At 73.1% G+C, this 16,900-nt stretch carries 17 protein-coding genes; 11 read left to right on the top strand and 6 right to left on the bottom strand.

The features are described 5' to 3' along the window. The first annotated feature begins 80 nt into the window (after window positions 1–80). Both typA and FHR77_RS09070 read left to right on the top strand, forming a co-directional pair. On the top strand, window positions 81–1,991 hold the full coding sequence (gene typA / locus FHR77_RS09075) for a translational GTPase TypA (protein ID WP_056056572.1): 1,911 nt from the start codon (window positions 81–83) through the stop codon (window positions 1,989–1,991). A 131-nt stretch (window positions 1,992–2,122) separates the two neighbouring features. Beyond that, window positions 2,123–2,638, top strand: coding sequence for a hypothetical protein (locus FHR77_RS09070; RefSeq protein ID WP_167259761.1), 516 nt, complete (start codon window positions 2,123–2,125; stop codon window positions 2,636–2,638). A gap of 68 nt (window positions 2,639–2,706) precedes the next feature. On the opposite strand, the gene efeB is transcribed toward FHR77_RS09070, so the two are convergent. From efeB to efeU, 3 genes are read right to left on the bottom strand one after another with little or no spacing between them, the layout of a single operon-like run. Continuing rightward, on the bottom strand, window positions 2,707–4,053 hold the full coding sequence (gene efeB / locus FHR77_RS09065; RefSeq protein ID WP_167259759.1) for an iron uptake transporter deferrochelatase/peroxidase subunit: 1,347 nt from the start codon (window positions 4,051–4,053) through the stop codon (window positions 2,707–2,709). A 13-nt stretch (window positions 4,054–4,066) separates the two neighbouring features. Then, complete coding sequence (gene efeO / locus FHR77_RS09060) at window positions 4,067–5,260, bottom strand: iron uptake system protein EfeO (protein ID WP_167259758.1); 1,194 nt, start codon at window positions 5,258–5,260, stop codon at window positions 4,067–4,069. Continuing rightward, the gene (gene efeU / locus FHR77_RS09055; protein WP_167259757.1) at window positions 5,257–6,162 is read right to left on the bottom strand and encodes an iron uptake transporter permease EfeU; all 906 of its coding nucleotides are present in this window, start codon (window positions 6,160–6,162) and stop codon (window positions 5,257–5,259) included. The genes efeO and efeU overlap by 4 nt, the downstream gene beginning before the upstream one ends. A gap of 166 nt (window positions 6,163–6,328) precedes the next feature. Between efeU and FHR77_RS09050 the strand changes: the two genes are divergently transcribed. The 4 genes from FHR77_RS09050 to FHR77_RS09035 are packed head-to-tail and all read left to right on the top strand — an operon-like array spanning window position 6,329 to window position 10,474. Next, window positions 6,329–7,702, top strand: coding sequence for a PIG-L family deacetylase (locus FHR77_RS09050; protein ID WP_167259756.1), 1,374 nt, complete (start codon window positions 6,329–6,331; stop codon window positions 7,700–7,702). Then, complete coding sequence (gene fdxA, locus FHR77_RS09045) at window positions 7,699–8,025, top strand: ferredoxin (protein WP_056056561.1); 327 nt, start codon at window positions 7,699–7,701, stop codon at window positions 8,023–8,025. The genes FHR77_RS09050 and fdxA overlap by 4 nt, the downstream gene beginning before the upstream one ends. 10 nt (window positions 8,026–8,035) lie before the next feature. Further along, on the top strand, window positions 8,036–9,136 hold the full coding sequence (dapC, locus tag FHR77_RS09040) for a succinyldiaminopimelate transaminase (protein WP_167259755.1): 1,101 nt from the start codon (window positions 8,036–8,038) through the stop codon (window positions 9,134–9,136). Between the two features lie 45 nt (window positions 9,137–9,181). Next, a complete protein-coding gene (locus tag FHR77_RS09035; RefSeq protein WP_082514531.1) occupies window positions 9,182–10,474 on the top strand; it encodes a citrate synthase in 1,293 nt (430 codons plus the stop codon). Window positions 10,475–10,576: 102 nt separating this feature from the next. Here FHR77_RS09035 and dapD read toward each other — a convergent pair whose 3' ends face one another. After that, window positions 10,577–11,545 (bottom strand): 2,3,4,5-tetrahydropyridine-2,6-dicarboxylate N-succinyltransferase, encoded by a 969-nt coding sequence (gene dapD / locus FHR77_RS09030; protein WP_167259754.1) that lies wholly within the window; start codon window positions 11,543–11,545, stop codon window positions 10,577–10,579. 49 nt (window positions 11,546–11,594) lie between these two features. On the opposite strand from dapD, the gene dapE reads away from it, so the two are divergent. From dapE to FHR77_RS09015, 3 genes are all read left to right on the top strand, one after another. Continuing rightward, window positions 11,595–12,671 carry a succinyl-diaminopimelate desuccinylase gene (dapE, locus tag FHR77_RS09025; RefSeq protein WP_167259753.1) on the top strand — a complete coding sequence of 359 codons (1,077 nt, stop codon included), beginning with the start codon at window positions 11,595–11,597 and terminating at the stop codon, window positions 12,669–12,671. After that, entirely contained in the window at window positions 12,656–13,936 is a 1,281-nt protein-coding gene (locus FHR77_RS09020) for a hypothetical protein (protein ID WP_341777296.1), read from the top strand. Before dapE ends, FHR77_RS09020 begins: the two co-directional genes overlap by 16 nt. An 85-nt stretch (window positions 13,937–14,021) precedes the next feature. Continuing rightward, the gene (locus FHR77_RS09015; protein ID WP_082514530.1) at window positions 14,022–14,192 is read left to right on the top strand and encodes a DUF3117 domain-containing protein; all 171 of its coding nucleotides are present in this window, start codon (window positions 14,022–14,024) and stop codon (window positions 14,190–14,192) included. 217 nt (window positions 14,193–14,409) lie between these two features. Here the strand turns inward: FHR77_RS09015 and FHR77_RS09010 are convergent, their stop codons facing one another. Further along, on the bottom strand, window positions 14,410–15,036 hold the full coding sequence (locus FHR77_RS09010; RefSeq protein ID WP_056056553.1) for an O-methyltransferase: 627 nt from the start codon (window positions 15,034–15,036) through the stop codon (window positions 14,410–14,412). 70 nt (window positions 15,037–15,106) lie between these two features. Here FHR77_RS09010 and FHR77_RS09005 point away from each other — a divergent pair, with 70 nt between their 5' ends. Next, window positions 15,107–15,511 (top strand): twin-arginine translocase TatA/TatE family subunit, encoded by a 405-nt coding sequence (locus tag FHR77_RS09005; protein ID WP_167261265.1) that lies wholly within the window; start codon window positions 15,107–15,109, stop codon window positions 15,509–15,511. A gap of 40 nt (window positions 15,512–15,551) precedes the next feature. Here FHR77_RS09005 and FHR77_RS09000 read toward each other — a convergent pair whose 3' ends face one another. Next, window positions 15,552–16,466: a LysR family transcriptional regulator gene (locus tag FHR77_RS09000; protein WP_056056551.1), complete on the bottom strand. Its 915-nt coding sequence runs from the start codon at window positions 16,464–16,466 to the stop codon at window positions 15,552–15,554. Window positions 16,467–16,746: 280 nt separating this feature from the next. Here FHR77_RS09000 and FHR77_RS16380 point away from each other — a divergent pair, with 280 nt between their 5' ends. Then, a complete protein-coding gene (locus tag FHR77_RS16380) occupies window positions 16,747–16,869 on the top strand; it encodes a hypothetical protein (RefSeq protein WP_255354162.1) in 123 nt (40 codons plus the stop codon). The last annotated feature ends 31 nt before the right edge of the window (window positions 16,870–16,900 follow it).

The raw sequence follows: 16,900 nt of genomic DNA, 5'->3' as shown, positions 1-16,900 counted from the left end.
TTTACCACGTGCCGTAGACTGATCGGGCCGGGCTTCGTCCCGACCACTTCCCCCCTCACTCTTTCGTAAGGAATACATCCATGGCGACTGCCATCCGCAGCGACCTGCGCAACGTGGCGATCGTGGCCCACGTCGACCACGGCAAGACGACCCTCGTCGACGCCATGCTCAAGCAGACCAACTCGTTCGACGCGCACTTCGACACCGAAGACCGCATGATGGACGGCAACGAGCTCGAGCGCGAGAAGGGCATCACGATCCTCGCGAAGAACACCTCGGTGCTCTACAACGGTGCCCACGCGACCGACGGCCCGATCACGATCAACGTCATCGACACCCCCGGCCACGCCGACTTCGGCGGCGAGGTCGAGCGCGGCCTCTCGATGGTCGACGGCGTCGTGCTGCTCGTCGACGCGTCCGAGGGCCCGCTGCCCCAGACGCGCTTCGTGCTCCGCAAGGCCCTCGCGGCCAAGCTGCCCGTCATCCTGCTGGTCAACAAGACCGACCGCCCCGACGCGCGCATCGACGAGGTCGTGGCCGAGAGCCAGGACCTCCTCCTCGGCCTCGCCAGCGACCTGAGCGAAGAGGTGGAGGACCTCGACCTCGACGCCATCCTCAACGTGCCCGTCGTCTACGCCTCGGGCCGCAACGGCGCCGCGTCGACCAACAAGCCCGCCGACGGCTCGCTGCCCGACAACGACGACCTCGAGCCGCTCTTCGACGCGATCCTCACCCACGTGCCGGCGCCGCGCTACGACGACGAGCACCCGCTGCAGGCGCACGTCACCAACCTCGACGCCTCGCCGTTCCTCGGTCGTCTGGCGCTCCTCCGCGTCTTCCACGGCACGCTGCAGAAGGGCCAGACCGTCGCCTGGGTCAAGTCCGACGGCACCGTGCAGAACGCGCGCATCACCGAGCTCCTGGTGACGAAGGCCCTCAGCCGCTACCCGGCCGAGAGCGCGGGCCCCGGCGACATCGTCGCCGTCGCCGGCTTCGACACGATCACCATCGGCGAGACCCTCTCCGACCCCGAAGACGTCCGCCCGCTGCCGACCATCACGGTCGACGACCCGGCCATCTCGATGACCATCGGCACGAACACCTCGCCGATCATCGGCAAGGTCAAGGGCCACAAGCTGACCGCCCGCATGGTCAAGGACCGCCTCGACCGCGAGCTCGTCGGCAACGTCTCGCTCAAGGTCGTCGACATCGGACGCCCCGACGCGTGGGAGGTCCAGGGCCGCGGCGAGCTCGCGCTGGCCATCCTCGTCGAGCAGATGCGCCGCGAGGGCTTCGAGCTCACCGTCGGCAAGCCGCAGGTCGTCACCCGTCGTGACGAGAACGGCAAGCTGCAGGAGCCCTTCGAGCACATGACCATCGACGTGCCCGACGAGTACCTCGGCGCCGTCACGCAGCTGATGGCCGCCCGCAAGGGCCGCATGGAGAACATGGCGAACCACGGCTCGGGCTGGGTCCGCATGGAGTTCATCGTCCCCTCGCGCGGCCTGATCGGCTTCCGCACGCAGTTCCTCACCGACACGCGCGGCACCGGCATCGCCAACGGCATCAGCCACGGCTACGGCCCCTGGGCCGGCGAGATCTCGACCCGCACCAACGGCTCGATCATCGCCGACCGCTCCGGCGTCGTCACCCCCTTCGCGATCATCAACCTGCAGGAGCGCATGTCGTTCTTCGTGCAGCCCACCGAAGAGGTCTACGAGGGAATGGTCGTGGGCGAGAACTCGCGCGCCGACGACATGGACGTCAACATCACCAAGGAGAAGAAGCTGACCAACATGCGTCAGTCGACGGCCGACAACTTCGAGTCGATGACGCCCTCCAAGGTGCTCTCGCTCGAGGAGGCCCTCGAGTTCGCCGGTGACGACGAGTGCGTCGAGGTCACCCCCGACGCGATCCGCATCCGCAAGGTCGAGCTCGACGCCAGCGCCCGCCAGCGCAGCACCGCTCGCCTCAAGAAGCAGAACGCGTAGCGCTCCGCACCGAACGCCGTCAGGAGGCGCCCCACCGACCGGTGGGGCGCCTCCCGTCGTCCGGGGGCCCGGTGGGTGCACCCGCCGCACGTTCTACGACGTCGCCCAGTCGCGGCCGCTACGGTCGTCGCGTGACCCCGACACCCGCCCGCACCCGCCTCGTCCGCTCCGCCACCTGCCTGCTGCTCGCCACAGGTCTCGTCGGCGGGCTCACGGCCTGCAGCTCGCTCGACAACGTCGTGGGCAGCGCCGTCGACCAGGGCGTCGAGAGCGTGCGCGGCACGGTCGAGGGCGCCGTCGGCGACGCCGTCAGCGAGGCCCTCGGCGGTGCGAGCGTCTCGACCGACGGCACCCTGCCCGAGTCGTTCCCGGCCGAGGTGCCGCTGCTCGACGGCACGGTGCGCGGGGGAGGCGCGGGCCCGGACGGCTCGGGCTGGGTCGCGCAGCTCGCCGTGGCGAGCCTCGACGACTTCGCGACGGCCCAGGCGGCGCTCGAGGCGGCCGGGTACTCCGCCGCGGGGGTGAACGTCGACGCCGACACCGCGCTCGGCACGTTCACCGGCCCCACGTACCGCGTCGTGCTCACGATCACGACGCAGGCCTCCGACGGGGCGGTGCTGGCGACCTACGTCGTCACGCCCGTCTAGGCGCAGCGGCCGGGCGACGAGAGCGCCGCAGTCGTCGCGGTCACGGTCGCCCCGGGAGACCGCGCCGCTCAGCCGAGCAGGGTCTCGCCGACCCAGCCGCCCTCCGACGCGCCCGGCGGCACCGCGAAGATGGCCGAGCCGACGTGCTTGAGGTACTCGTTCATCCGGTCGTTCCGCGACAGGGCCGTCTGGATCGGCACGAACTGCCGCCGCGGGTCGCGCTGGAAGCACAGGAAGAACAGCCCGGCGTCGAGCCGCCCGAGCTGGTCGTTGCCGTCGACGAAGTTGTAGCCGCGGCGCAGCAGGGTCGCTCCGCCGTTCTGGTCGGGGTGGGCGAGGGCGACGTGCGAGTCCCGCGCGATGGCGGGCCCCGAGCCGTCCGTCGCCGCGGCCGAGAAGTCGGGCGCGGTGAACTCGTCGCCGCCGGAGAGCGGCGCTCCGTCGCGCTTGTCGCGGCCTACGACGGTCTGCTGCTCGGCGAGGGACGCGTGGTCCCACGTCTCGATCGTCATGCGGATCTTGCGGGCGACGAGGTACGAGCCGCCGTCCATCCACGCGCTGCCGTCCGAGCCGGCGGCCCAGACGCCCTCCTCGACCGCCGCGGTGTCCTCGGCCTTGAGGTTCGCCGTGCCGTCCTTGAAGCCGAACAGGTTGCGGGGCGTGCTCTGGCCGCGGGTCGTCGACGAGGTGCGGCCGAAGCCGAGCTGCGACCACCGGAGGGAGGCGCGGCCGAAGGCGATGCGCGAGAGGTTGCGGATGGCGTGCACCGCGACCTGCGGGTCGTCGCTGCACGCCTGCACGCAGAGGTCGCCGCCGGTGAGGGCCTCGACGAGCTGGTCGCCCGAGAAGTGCGGCAGGTCGACGAGGGCGGCGGGCCGTCGGGAGGCGATGCCGTAGCGGTCGGCCCCGGTCGCGTCGGTGAAGAGGGTCGGGCCGAACCCGATGGTCACGGTGAGCCCGGCCGCAGGCAGGCCCAGCGCCTCCCCGGTGTCGTCCGGGGGAGCGAGCGGCGAGCCGCCGACGGAGCCGGCCTCGCTCACGTCGAGGCCCTGGGTCAGGCGGGCCGCCGCCGCGCTCCAGTCGCGGAGCAGCGACACGAGGTCGTCGCGCGTCGTGCCCCCGGCCATGTCGAACGAGGCGAAGTGCAGGCGGTCCTGCGCGGCGGTGACGATGCCCGACTGGTGGCGGCCGGCGAAGGGGTAGCGGGCCGATGCGCCGGAGGCGCCCGTCGCGTGCGCCTGGACGGCGCGGTCGGCCCCGACCCCGACCCCGGCGCCGAGCACCCCCGCGCCCACGCCCGTGCCCAGCAGGCCGAGCAGGCCCCGCCGGGAGATGCCGCCGCGGGGGGCGCGTGCCTCGCCCGAGCCCGGGGCCGTGCCCTCGTGCTGCTCGTCGTGCCGCTCGTCGTCCGTCACGCCCGGCCGCCCATCAGCTCACCAGCGCGGCGGTGAGCTCGCTGAGGGGCTCGCTGAGCGCGTTGACGGCGTCGCTGAGCGACTTGGTGTCGGCCGTGGTGAGCTCCGTGTAGGCCGGGAAGCCGGCGTCGAGGCTGCCGTACGAGGCGAGCAGCTCCTCGAGCGCGGCGAGCTTCGTGTCGATCCGGTCGGTGAGCTCAGGGTCCTTCTCGGCGACGATGTCGCGGACGCCCTCGTAGGCGACGCGGGCCCCCTCGAGGTTCGCCCGGAAGTCGTAGAGGTCGGTGTGCGACCAGATCTCCTCCTCGCCGGTGATCTTGCCGGTCGCCACCTCGTCCATCAGGCCGACGGCGCCGTTGCTGATCGTGTCGATGCCGACGGTGAAGTCCGGGGCGGTGACGGCGGCCTGCAGGTCGGCCGTGTCGGCGGTGAGCAGGTCGGCGAAGCGCCCTCGCTCCTCGGGCGTCAGGGGCACGTACGCCTCGCCGCCGTTGTCGTCGGCCGTCGGCTGCCAGAGGTCCTTCTCGATGCGGTGCCAGCCCGTCCACTCGGTGCCCGGCTCGACGTCCGCCTCGCGGAAGTCGATCTTCGGGTCGAGGTCGCCGAACGACTCGGCCACGGGCTCGATGCGCTCGTAGTGGGCGCGCGCGGAGGGGTAGAGCGACCGGGCCGTCGCGTCGTCGCCGGCGCGGTACGCGTCGAGGAAGGCCTGGGTCGCCGGCACGAGCTGGCCGACCTGGTCGTCGACGTAGGCGACGTACGCGGCGGCGGCCGCGTCGACCTGCTCCTTCTCCGTGCCGACCGGCGTCACGGCCGTGCCGGAGTCGGTGACGGTGAACGGCGCACGGACGCCCTCGCCGACGAGGCCGGGGATGCAGGCGGTGTAGTAGTCGCCCGGCTGCACGGCGACGGTGATCGAGGCCGTCGTGCCCGGCCCGATGTTCTCCTTCTCGCTGACGATGCGGAGGCCGTCGTCGCCGAGCAGCTCGAACTCGGTCTCGTCGCTGCCCGCGTTGGTCATGGTGAAGGTCACGGGGCCGCTCGGCACCGAGGTCGCCGAGACCTCGCAGCGGTCGCCGTCGCCCTGGACGGATACGGTCGTGGCGCCGGCCGTGGCCGACCCGCCGGGGGAGTTGGCGACGCAGCCGGTGAGGGCGAGGGCGGTGAGCAGCGCTCCGGCTCCGAGGGCGAGGGGGCGAGCGGTCATCGGGGGGCTCCTGCGGTGGTGGGGGCGGTGGTCGAGGGGTCGGTGGCCGCGGCGTCGGGGTCGACGGCGTCGGCGGTGCCGGAGGCACGGGGCGCGCGGCGGGGCCCGCGGGTGGCGGCGGTGAAGAGCGGCAGCACCACGGCGAGGTAGGCGAGCCAGGCGGCCACCTGCAGCCAGCTGGGAGTCGCGGTGAAGTTCACGAGGCCCTGGAGCAGCGTGCCCCACCAGCTGGTCGGCGGCACGGCCGCGCTGACGTCGAAGGCGAGGGCCGTGCGGCCGGGCAGCACGCCGGCCTCCTGGAGGTCGCCGACGCCGTAGGCGAGCACCCCGGCCGCCACGACGACGAGCAGGTAGCCGGTGACGGCGAAGAAGCGTCGGAGGTCGACGCGGACGACCCCGCGGAAGATGAGCACCTCGATCGCGACGGCGGTGAGGATGCCGAGGAGGGCGCCGAGCACCGGGGCGTCGCCGCCGCCGGTCGACTGGACGGTCGCCCAGACGAACAGGGCCGTCTCGAGCCCCTCCCGGCCGACCGAGACGACGCCGAGCACGACGACGGCCCAGGCGCCGCCCGCGAGCGCGCGGTCGAGGCTGGACTCCAGCTCGCCGCGCATGCTGCGGGCGGTGCGCGCCATCCAGAACACCATCCAGGTGACGAAGGCCACGGCGACGACCGACAGGCCGCCTCCGATGATCTCCTGGGCCTGGAAGGTCAGCCCGTAGGCACCGAAGGTGAGGAGGGCGCCGAACCCGAGCGAGAGGACGACGGCGGCGGCGACCCCGGCCCAGAGCCGGGGGAGGACGTCACGACGGTCGACCTTGACGAGGTAGGCGACGAGGATGCCGACGACGAGGGCGGCCTCGAGGCCCTCACGGAGTCCGATGAGGTAGTTCGCGAGCACAGGTGCGGCTTTCGGGTGGGGGACGGCGGGCCGGTCCGTCGGGGCGACGGGGGCCGTCGCGTCGATGCGGGTCCGACCGGACGAACCGGTATGGTGAGGCTTGCCTAACTAAGGTGAGCCTCAGCGCGAACCGACCCTAGTGTCGCTCGGCATATCCTGTCCAGTGATGACTCCTCCCGGCACGGCCCCGGCCGACCCCCGCCCGGCTCCCGGCGCCTCCTCCACGACTGCGCCCGCGAGCGGCCCCGCGGCCCGCGAGCACGTGCTGCTCGTGCACGCCCACCCCGACGACGAGACGATCACGACCGGCGGCACCATCGCCTCCCTGCTCGACTCCGGCGCCCAGGTGACGGTCGTGACCTGCACGCGCGGCGAGCTCGGCGAGGTCCTGCCCGACGACCTCGCCCGGCTCCGCGGCGACGAGGCGGGGCTGGCCGTGCACCGCGAGGGCGAGATCGTGGAGGCCCTCCGCGAGCTGGGCGTCCGCGACCACCGGTTCCTCGGCGACCCCGCCGCCCGCACCGCGGGCCTGCCGTCGCGGGCGTACCGCGACAGCGGCATGGTGTGGCGCTCCGACGGCGTCGCGGGGCCGACGCCCGACCTGCACCCGCAGGCGTTCTGCGCCGCCGAGTTCGGCGAGATCGTCTCCGACCTGCAGGCCGTCGTCGACAGCGTGCGGCCCACCGCGATCGTCAGCTACGACGAGGACGGCGGCTACCACCACCCCGACCACGTGCGCGCCAACCGCGCGGCCGTCCGCGTCGCGCGCCTCGCCGAGGTGCCCTTCTTCGCCGTCATCGCCGGGGCCGACCAGGCCACGGGCGCCGAGGCCGAGGCGCTCGCGGCCGACGCGACGGTGACGACGGTCGACGTGCGGGCGACGACGCCGCGCCGCGTGGCCGCGCTCCGCCGCTACCGCACGCAGCTCGAGGTCGTCGACCTGCCGGGCGGCCGGGCGGGCGTGCGTTACCCGCACGGCGCCGTCGACCCGCTGCCCGACACCGAGTCGTTCCGGGCCGTGCCCGAGCCGGTGCGCACGGTCGACGCGGCCGCCACCACCTCCGAGCTCGCGGAGATGACCCTCGGCGGCCGCCTCGGCACGCTCGCCCTCGCCCTCGCGGCGGGCGTCGTCTTCGGGGCGATCGGCACGGTCGCCCACCAGGGCACGACCTCGGTCGCGGGGGTCGACGCGCCCGTCGGCCTCGTCCTGTCGCTCGTGATGGCCGCCGCCCTGCTCGTGGGCTTCCGCCTCGTCTTCCGCTCCCGCCTGGTCACGACGATGACCGCGCTCGGGCTGCTGCTGACGGCGGGCGTCTTCTCCCAGCCCGGGGCCGGTGGCTCCGCGCTCGTGCCGGCCAACCTCGCCGGCCTGGTCTGGTCGTTCGGGCCCCTGCTGATCGCCATGGTCGTGATCGCGTGGCCGACCCTGCCGCCCCGCGACGCGACGGGCGCGCCGACGCCGCCCGCGCCTCCGGCGTCCAGCCCGCTCGGGGATAGGATGGAACCTCTGCCCGACGCGAAGGGAACCCCCCAGACGTGACGTACGTGATCGCCCTCCCCTGTGTCGATGTCAAGGACCGTGCCTGCATCGACGAATGCCCCGTCGACTGCATCTACGAGGGCGAACGCTCGCTCTACATCCACCCCGACGAGTGCGTCGACTGCGGTGCCTGCGAGCCGGTGTGCCCCGTCGAGGCCATCTACTACGAAGACGACCTGCCCGACAAGTGGGCCGACTACTACAAGGCCAACGTCGAGTTCTTCGACGAGATCGGCTCGCCCGGCGGCGCGGCCAAGGTCGGCGTCATCGCGAAGGACCACCCCGTGATCGCCGTGCTGCCGCCCCAGGGCTCCGCCGAGTAGGCGCCCGGCCGTGGCGCTCGACCTGCCCGACTTCCCCTGGGACTCCCTCGCCGCGCACGCCGCGACGGCCAGGGCCCACGAGGGCGGCATCGTCGACCTCTCCGTCGGCTCGCCGGTCGACCCGACCCCCGAGGTCGTGAGGGAGGCGCTGGTCGCCGCCACCGACGCGCACGCGTACCCGCAGGTGGCCGGCACCCCCGCCCTCCGCGCCGCCATCGCCGAGTGGTACGAGCGTCGCCGCGGCGTGCCCGGCCTCACCGACGCCGAGGTGCTGCCGACCATCGGCTCGAAGGAGCTCATCGCGGGCCTCGCCCTCTGGCTGGGCCTCGGCCGCGGCGACACGATCGTGCACCCGCGGGCCGCCTACCCGACCTACGCCCTCGGCGCCGCGCTCGTCGGCGCCGACGTGCTCGCCTCCGACGACCCGGCCGAGTGGCCCGCGTCGACGCGGCTCGTCTGGCTGAACAGCCCCGGCAACCCCGACGGCGCCGTGCTCGACGTCGAGCAGCTCCGCGCCGCGGTCGAGCGTGCCCGTGAGCTCGGCGCCGTGATCGCCGGCGACGAGTGCTACGCCGAGCTGGGCTGGGAGGGCGAGTGGGCCGACCGCCCCACGCCGAGCATCCTCGACCCCCGCGTCGTCGGTGACGGCCGCGAGGGCGTGCTCAGCGTCTACAGCCTCAGCAAGCAGTCGAACCTCGCCGGGTACCGCGCGGGGTTCGTGGCCGGCGACGCCGCCGTCGTGCAGCAGCTGCTCTCCGTCCGCAAGCACGCCGGGCTGATGCCACCGGCCCCCGTGCAGGAGGCCATGCGCACGGCGCTCGGGGACGAGGCCCATGTCGCGACGCAGAAGGAGCTCTACCGCTCGCGCCGCGACCGGCTCGCGCCCGCGCTGCGGGCGGCCGGCTTCCGCATCGACCGCAGCGAGGCGGGCCTGTACCTCTGGGCCACCCGCGACGAGCCGGCGGAGGCCAGCGTCGCCTGGCTGGCCGAGCGGGGCGTGCTCGTCGCGCCGGGCACGTTCTACGGCGTCGACGGCGGGCGCCACGTGCGCGTGGCCCTGACGACGACCGACGAGCGCATCGACGCCGCGGTCGAGCGCCTCCCCGCCTGACGCCGACGACCTGACGCCCGACGGCCCGACCGCTAGGGTGACAGGGTGACTACTGCCAACGACGCCCAGAAGGCCACGCTGCAGTTCCCGGGGGGAACAGCCGAGTTCCCGATCGTGCCGAGCACCGAGGGTGCCTCGTCGATCGACATCTCGACGTTCACCAAGCAGACCGGCTACACGACGCTCGACACGGGCTTCGTGAACACCAGCAACGCCCGCTCGAAGATCACCTACATCGACGGTGACCAGGGCATCCTGCGCTACCGGGGCTACCCGATCGAGCAGGTCGCCGAGCACTCGACCTACCTCGAGACGGCCTGGCTGCTGATCTACGGCGAGCTGCCCACCCCCGACGAGCTGGCCGACTTCGACGCCCGCATCCGCCGCCACACGCTGCTGCACGAAGACCTGCGGCGCTTCTTCGACGCCCTGCCGCACAACGCGCACCCGATGTCGGTGCTCTCGAGCGCCGTGGGCGCCCTCGGCACCTTCTACGAGGGCTCGATGAGCGTGACCGACCCGGTGCAGATCGAGCTGCAGACCGTCCGGCTGCTCGCGAAGCTGCCGGTCATCGCGGCCTACGCGCACAAGAAGAGCCTCGGCCAGGCGTTCCTCTACCCCGACAACTCGCTGAGCTTCGTCGACAACTTCCTCAAGCTCAACTTCGGCACGATGGCCGAGCCGTACCAGGTGAACCCCGTCCTCTCGAAGGCCCTCGAGCGCCTCCTCATCCTCCACGAGGACCACGAGCAGAACGCGTCGACGTCGACCGTCCGCCTCGTCGGCTCGACGCAGGCGAACATGTTCTCGTCGATCTCGGCCGGCATCAGCGCTCTCTACGGGCCGCTGCACGGCGGCGCCAACGAGGCCGTGCTGACGATGCTCGCCGAGATCAAGGCGAGCGGGCAGGGCGTCGAGCGCTTCGTCGAGCGCGTGAAGAACAAGGAGGAGGGCGTCAAGCTGATGGGCTTCGGCCACCGGGTCTACAAGAACTACGACCCGCGCGCCAAGCTCGTGAAGGAGAGCGCCACCGAGGTGCTGGAGGCCCTCGGCGTGAAGGACGACCTGCTCGACATCGCGATGGAGCTCGAGGCGATCGCCCTCGCCGACGACTACTTCGTCGAGCGGAAGCTCTACCCGAACGTCGACTTCTACACCGGGGTCATCTACAAGGCCATGGGCTTCCCGCCCCGCATGTTCACGGTGCTCTTCGCCATCGGTCGCCTGCCCGGCTGGATCGCGCACTGGCGCGAGATGAACGGCGACCCGACGACGAAGATCGGCCGCCCGCAGCAGCTGTACCTGGGCGAGACCCAGCGCGACTGGCCCGCCCGCTAGCCCGCGCCTCCCGCCCGGACGACGACGGCCGGCCACCCCTCGAGGTGACCGGCCGTCGTCGTGTCGCCCTGTGGCGCCCCGGTGCCGGGGCGCCGGCCGGCGCTACGCGTGCAGCTGCGAGTTGAGGGTCACGCCGTGGCCCTTGCGCGCCAGCACCTCGACCGCGCCCGTGACCGAGTTGCGGCGGAAGAGCAGCCCGGGGCGGCCCGACAGCTCGACGGCCTTGACCGTCTGCGGGCGGCCGTCCGACGTGGGGGTGCCGCCGACGACGACGACCTTCGTGCCGGCCGTGACGTAGAGGCCCGCCTCGACGACGGTGTCGTCGCCGATGGCGATGCCGATGCCGGCGTTCGCGCCGAGCAGCGCGCGCTGGCCGATGGTGACGCGCTGGGTGCCGCCGCCCGAGAGCGTCCCCATGATGGAGGCGCCGCCTCCGATGTCCGACCCGTCGCCGACGACGACGCCCTGCGAGATGCGGCCCTCGACCATCGAGGCCCCGAGCGTGCCCGCGTTGAAGTTGACGAAGCCCTCGTGCATGACGGTCGTGCCGGGGGCGAGGTGCGCGCCGAGGCGCACGCGCGAGGCGTCGGCGATGCGCACGCGGTCGGGCATCACGTAGTCGAGCATGCGCGGGAACTTGTCGATGCCGGTCGTGACGATGCCGGCCCGCTGCAGCGTCGGCCGCAGGCGCGAGAAGTCGTCGGGGTGCACGGGGCCCGCGTTCGTCCAGACGACGATCGGCAGGTGCGCGAAGAGCCCCTCGAGCGAGATGGTGTTCGGCTCGACGAGCAGGTGGCTGAGCAGGTGGAGGCGGAGGTACGCGTCGGGGGTCGACGCGGGAGGCGCGCTCAGGTCGATCTCGACGGTCGCCGGCACGAGGTCGACGGCCCGGCGGGCGTCCGGCCCGGCGGCGGCCGAGATCTCGGCGGGCACGATCTCGGGGTCGCGGTCGGCGGGGAGGCGCCCGAGCGAGGGGGAGGGGAACCACGTGTCGAGGGTGGTGCCGTCGGACGAGACGGTGGCCAGCCCGTAGCCGTGGGCGTGCGTGGGCGCGGAGGCGTCGTTGGTCATGCACCGATCGTAGGACGAGCCGCAGGGCGGGCCCCGTACACTCGGCGTCATGCCGAAGATCGACCTCAGCGTCTCGCCCGTGGACGTCACCCGTCAGCTCTGCGACATCGAGTCCGTCTCGGGCGACGAGAAGACCGTCGTCGACGCGATCTGGGCCACCCTCGAGGGGCTCGACCACCTCGAGCTGACCCGCGACGGCGACGCGATCGTCGCCCGCACGCAGCTCGGGCGTGAGCACCGCGTCGTGATCGCCGGCCACATCGACACCGTGCCCCTCAACGACAACCTGCCCACGCGCTACGAGACCGACGACGACGGCGTCGAGCACCTGTGGGGCCGCGGCACCGTCGACATGAAGGCCGGCTGCGCCGTGCACCTCCGGCTCGCCGTCGAGCTCACCGAGCCCTCGGTCGACGTGACCTGGGTCTGGTACGACCACGAGGAGGTCTCGGACGCCCTGAACGGCCTCGGCCGGCTGGCCCGACAGCGCCCCGAGCTGCTCGAGGCCGACTTCGCCGTGCTCGGCGAGCCGACCGCGAGCGGGGTCGAGGGCGGCTGCAACGGCAACCTCCGGGCGGAGGTCCGCACCTTCGGGCGGCGGTCGCACAGCGCGCGGTCGTGGGTCGGCTCGAACGCCATCCACGCCGCCGCGCCGATCCTCGATGTCCTCGCGGCCTACGAGGCGCGCGAGGTCGAGGTCGACGGGCTCGTGTACCGCGAGGGCCTCAACGCCGTCGGCATCACCGGCGGGGTGGCCGGCAACGTCATCCCCGACGAGTGCATGGTGCACGTCAACTACCGCTTCGCGCCGAGCCGCAGCACCGACGAGGCCGTCGCCCACGTCACCGAGCTCTTCGCCGGGTTCGACGTGACGATCGTCGACCTCGCCCCGGGCGCGCGCCCCGGTCTCGACGCGCCCCTCGCCCAGCAGTTCCTCGCCGCGGTCGGCGGCGAGGCGACGCCGAAGTTCGGCTGGACGGACGTCGCGCGGTTCTCCGCCCTCGGCGTCCCCGCCGTGAACTACGGCCCGGGCGACCCCCTCCTCGCCCACCACGACGACGAGCGCGTGCCCGTCCAGCAGATCCTCGACAACGAGCGCGGACTGCGGGCGTGGCTGACGGCCTGACGACCTCGGGCCCGGCCCACGGCTCGGCCGCGGTGGCCGCCGCGGCCCGTCGCACGCCCCGCGGTCGCCTCCCGACGACGCCCCGGCAGGTGCTCGTGCGCTGGCGGCTGCTGCCCTGGTGGGCGAAGGTCCTGGTCGTCTTCGTGCTCTCCCGCGTCGTCAGCACGGCGCTGCTGCTCTCGTTCGCGGCCCGCCAGGGCGCCAACGCGTGGACGCTGGCGAGCCCCGACTACGCGAGCTTCGCCTCCATCTGGGACGGCCACTGGTACTACATCATCTCGGCCGTCGGCTACCCGTCGACGGTGCCGGTCACGGCCGACGGCCACGTGGGCGAGAGCGCGTGGGCGTTCATGCCCGTCTACCCGCTGCTCGTGCGGGGGCTCACGGAGCTGACCGGCGTGGGCTTCGCGCCGACGGCCGTCGCGGTCTCGGTGCTCGCCGCGGCGGGCACGGCCCTCCTGCTGCACCGGCTGCTGCGCCGGGTCCTGCCCGAGGGCACCGCGCTCTTCGGCGTGGTGCTCTTCTGCGTCGCGCCGCTGTCGCCGCTGCTCCAGGTCGCGTACGCCGAGCCGCTCTTCCTCCTGCTGCTCTGTGCGTCGCTCCTGCTGCTCGTCGAGCGGCGCTACCTGGCGATGCTCCCGGTCGTCGCCGTCCTGTCGTTCACCCGGCCGGGCGCCCTCGCCCTGGCCTTCGCGGTGGGCCTCCACGTCGTGCACCGCTGGTGGGTGCGTCGACGCGAGCCGTTCCCCCGCCGGGAGGCGGTCGAGGCCTCGGTCACGGCCGTCGTCACGGCGGTGCTCGGCGTGGCCTGGCCGGTCGTCGCCGGGCTCGTCACCGGCGTGCCGAACGCCTACGCCGAGACCGAGCTGGCCTGGCGCGCGCCCTACGTCGGCTACGGCCCGCTGGTGCCGTTCGCCCCGTGGATCGAGGGCGCGAACTGGTGGCTGCCGGGTGGTGCGGGGGTGGCCGTGCTGGTGATCTCCGTCGTCGCCCTCGCCCTGCTGCTGCTCAGCCCGGCCGGCCGCCGGCTGGGGGTCGACCTGCGCCTCTGGTCGGTGGCCTACGCGCTCTACCTGCTGGCGGTGTTCTTCCCGCAGTCGAGCACGTTCCGCCTGCTGATGCCGCTCTTCCCGCTGGTCGGCGCCCTCGCCCTGCCGCGCTCCCGGGCGTACCGGATCGCCCTCGTGGTCGCCTGCGTGGTGGGCCAGTGGGTGTGGCTCGACCTCTGCTGGTGGGTGGACGGCTACGACTGGACTCCGCCGTGATCCGCGCCTCCGGGAGGGCTGTTTAGGTCTGGGCCGCGAAAACACGGATAATGGCAGTTGCATCTTTGCGAAAGGGGACTATCTGATGGCAGCCATGAAGCCGAGGACCGGCGACGGCCCTATGGAAGCTGTGAAAGAGGGCCGTCTCATCATCGTGCGGGTTCCGCTCGAAGGTGGCGGCCGTCTCGTGGTGTCGGTCAACGACGACGAAGCCAAAGAGCTGCACGACGCCCTCGCCAGCGTCGTGGACGCCTAGTCAGCGACGTCCTGCAGCCTGCGGGCTGCGCCGCGTACGACGCCCCGGTGGTCACCCGACCACCGGGGCGTCGTCGTGCGCCCGGGCCTTGGGCCCCGGGAACAGGCCGCCCCCGCCCCTGACCCGGCTCCCGGCGAGCGGGCGACGCGCAGGGTGAAGCCGTCGGCGGTGCCGCCGACCCCGGGAGGCGCGGGCCGGGTCGACGACGCGGGTCGCGTCAGCGCTTGACGAGCTGCAGCAGGCCGTCGCCCGCCGTCGACAGCGAGCTGATCACGGCGGGGGAGGTGGAGACCTCGGTGAGCAGCGTGCGAAAGCCCGTCGTCACGGGGTCGCGCCGTGCCGGGTTCGCGACGGCGCCGTGCCAGAGCGCGTGGGCCACGAGCACGAGGCCGCCGGGCCGGGCGAGGCGGAGGCCGTGCTCGACGTTCTCGATGACGGCCGCGGGGTCGGCGTCGACGAAGACGATGTCGTACGAGTTCTCGTTCATCCGGGGCAGCACGTCGGCTGTCCGCCCCGTGATCAGGCGGAACCGGGCCGCCGGCACGCCGGCGGAGAGGTAGGCGTCGCGGGCGGCCTGCTGGTGGTCCACCTCGCGGTCGATCGACGTGAGGGTCGCGCGCGGGGCCCCCTCGAGCAGCCAGAGGCCGCTGACGCCGACGCCGGTGCCGATCTCGATGATGCTCGTCGCCGACGAGCTCGCGGCGGCGACGGCGAGCTGCGCACCGACGGCGGGGGAGACGGGCTCGACCCCGAGCTCGAGGGAGTGCTGTCGTGCGGCGGCGACGGGGTCGCTCTCGGAGACGAGCTCCTCCGCGAACTTCCAGCTCGACTCGATCTGCGACACACCGCCTCCTTCGACTGACGAGTCTAGGGGCTGGCCCTCGGGGCGATGACGTTATCGTGCATGCATGTCCATGTTCGGTCTGACCTTCGACAAGCTCCTCGTCATCGGGGTGCTCGCGGTCTTCCTGCTGGGCCCGGAGCGGCTGCCGCACTACGCCTCCAAGCTCGCCCAGCTCGTCCGCTCGGTCCGCACGATGGCCGACGGCGCGAAGGACCGGATGCGCAGCGAGATGGGCCCCGAGTTCGACGACGTCGAGTGGCAGAAGCTCGACCCGCGGCAGTACGACCCGCGCCGCATCATCCGTGACGCCCTCCTCGACCCGCCGGCGGGCGGGAGCACGACCAAGCCCGTCTCGGCGGCCATGGCCGGGGCGACGGCCGCGGCGGTCACGGTGGGCCTGCCCGGGGGCACTCGGGCGCCGGTGGTGCCGCTCGCCGTCGGCGAGGCGCCGCCGTACGACTCCGAGGCGACCTAGCCTCAGGGCGTCGCCCCCTGCCCGGCCCGCTCCGGCGTCGTCAGACGCCGCCGTGCAGCGCCGCGACCCGTGACGCCTCCGCGCGCAGGGCGTCCACGACCCGACGGACGGACGGGCGCTCGGCGCGGTCCCGGCGCATCAGCACCGAGACGTAGCGGACGGCGCGGATGCTCTCCAGGGGCAGCAGGACCATGTCGTCCCGCGCCTCCTTCGCGGTGAACCGGGGCAGGACGGCGATGCCGAGGCCCGCGCCGACCAGGGCCTCGGTGACCTTGGTGTCGCTGAAGCGCTGCGTGACGCGGACGGGGCTGCCCGTGACGCGCTCGATCTCGCGGTAGACCCACTCGAACGGGAAGTCGGTGGGCACGCCGATCCAGGCCTCGCCCTCGAGGTCGCCGGGCGAGAGGGAGGCGCGCTGCGCGAGGCGGTGGTCGGCCGGCAGCGCGATGTCGAGGGGCTCGGTGAGCAACGGCACGGTCACGAGGCCGCGGCCGCGCCAGGCGCGCCCGTCGGGGGAGTGCGCGACGACGACGTCGTGGTCGGCCGCGAGGTCGGCGAACTCGAGGATGGACGGGTCGTGGTCGGTGGCCACCACGACGAGGCCGGGGGTCTCGGCGACGGTGCGGAGCAGGCCGGGCAGCAGCATCTGGCCCCCCGTGGGGAAGGTCGCGAGGGTGACCTCGCCCTGGGGGGTCGCGACGAAGTCGGTCCAGACCGCCTGGGCCCGTTCGAGGGCGACGGCGACGTCGGTGGCCGTCTGCGCCAGCACCCGGCCGGAGCCGGTCAGCACGACGCCGCGGCCCACCCGCTCGGTCAGGGCGACGCCCGCCTCCTTCTCGAGCACCTTGAGCTGCTGCGAGACGGCCGAGGGGGTGCGGTGGGTCGCCTTGGCGACGGCGGCGATGCTGCCGCGCTCGGCGAGCTCGCGGAGCAGTTCGAGGCGCTTGACGTCCATGTAGCGAGACTACGCTGTTCCGGTAGCAAAGAGTGATTGTGCTTAGGCATCTCCGGGCGCATCATAGAAGAGTCCGGAGCGACCCCATGCGCTCCCCACTCGGTCGACCTGGTCCCGAGTGCCGGCATCGACGCAGGTGGGCCACCCGCTCCCGAGCCGCGCAAGAACGGTCCGGGCCCGTGGGTGTCCAGCCTGCGTCAGCACCCGACGACGGCCCTGCCGTCGTCGGCCCGCACCTCCCCAGAACCGCGCGACGAACCGCGCCGAGAAAGAAGTAGTCATGTTCATCGGAATCATCGTCCTCGCCGCCGCCGCCCTCGTCGGCATCGTCGGGTCGGTCGTCTCGGTCGCCCGCGACGGCTTCCGCGCCATCCCCACCAAGACGTACCAGCGCTGGTCCTAGCCCGCGCCGGGCGCCGACGCGCCGCCCCGAG

Origin of the sequence: Frigoribacterium endophyticum (assembly GCF_011759585.1) — a bacterium.
Taxonomy (GTDB): Bacteria; Actinomycetota; Actinomycetes; order Actinomycetales; family Microbacteriaceae; genus Frigoribacterium; species Frigoribacterium endophyticum.
This window is presented reverse-complemented; position numbering and strand designations above follow the sequence as displayed.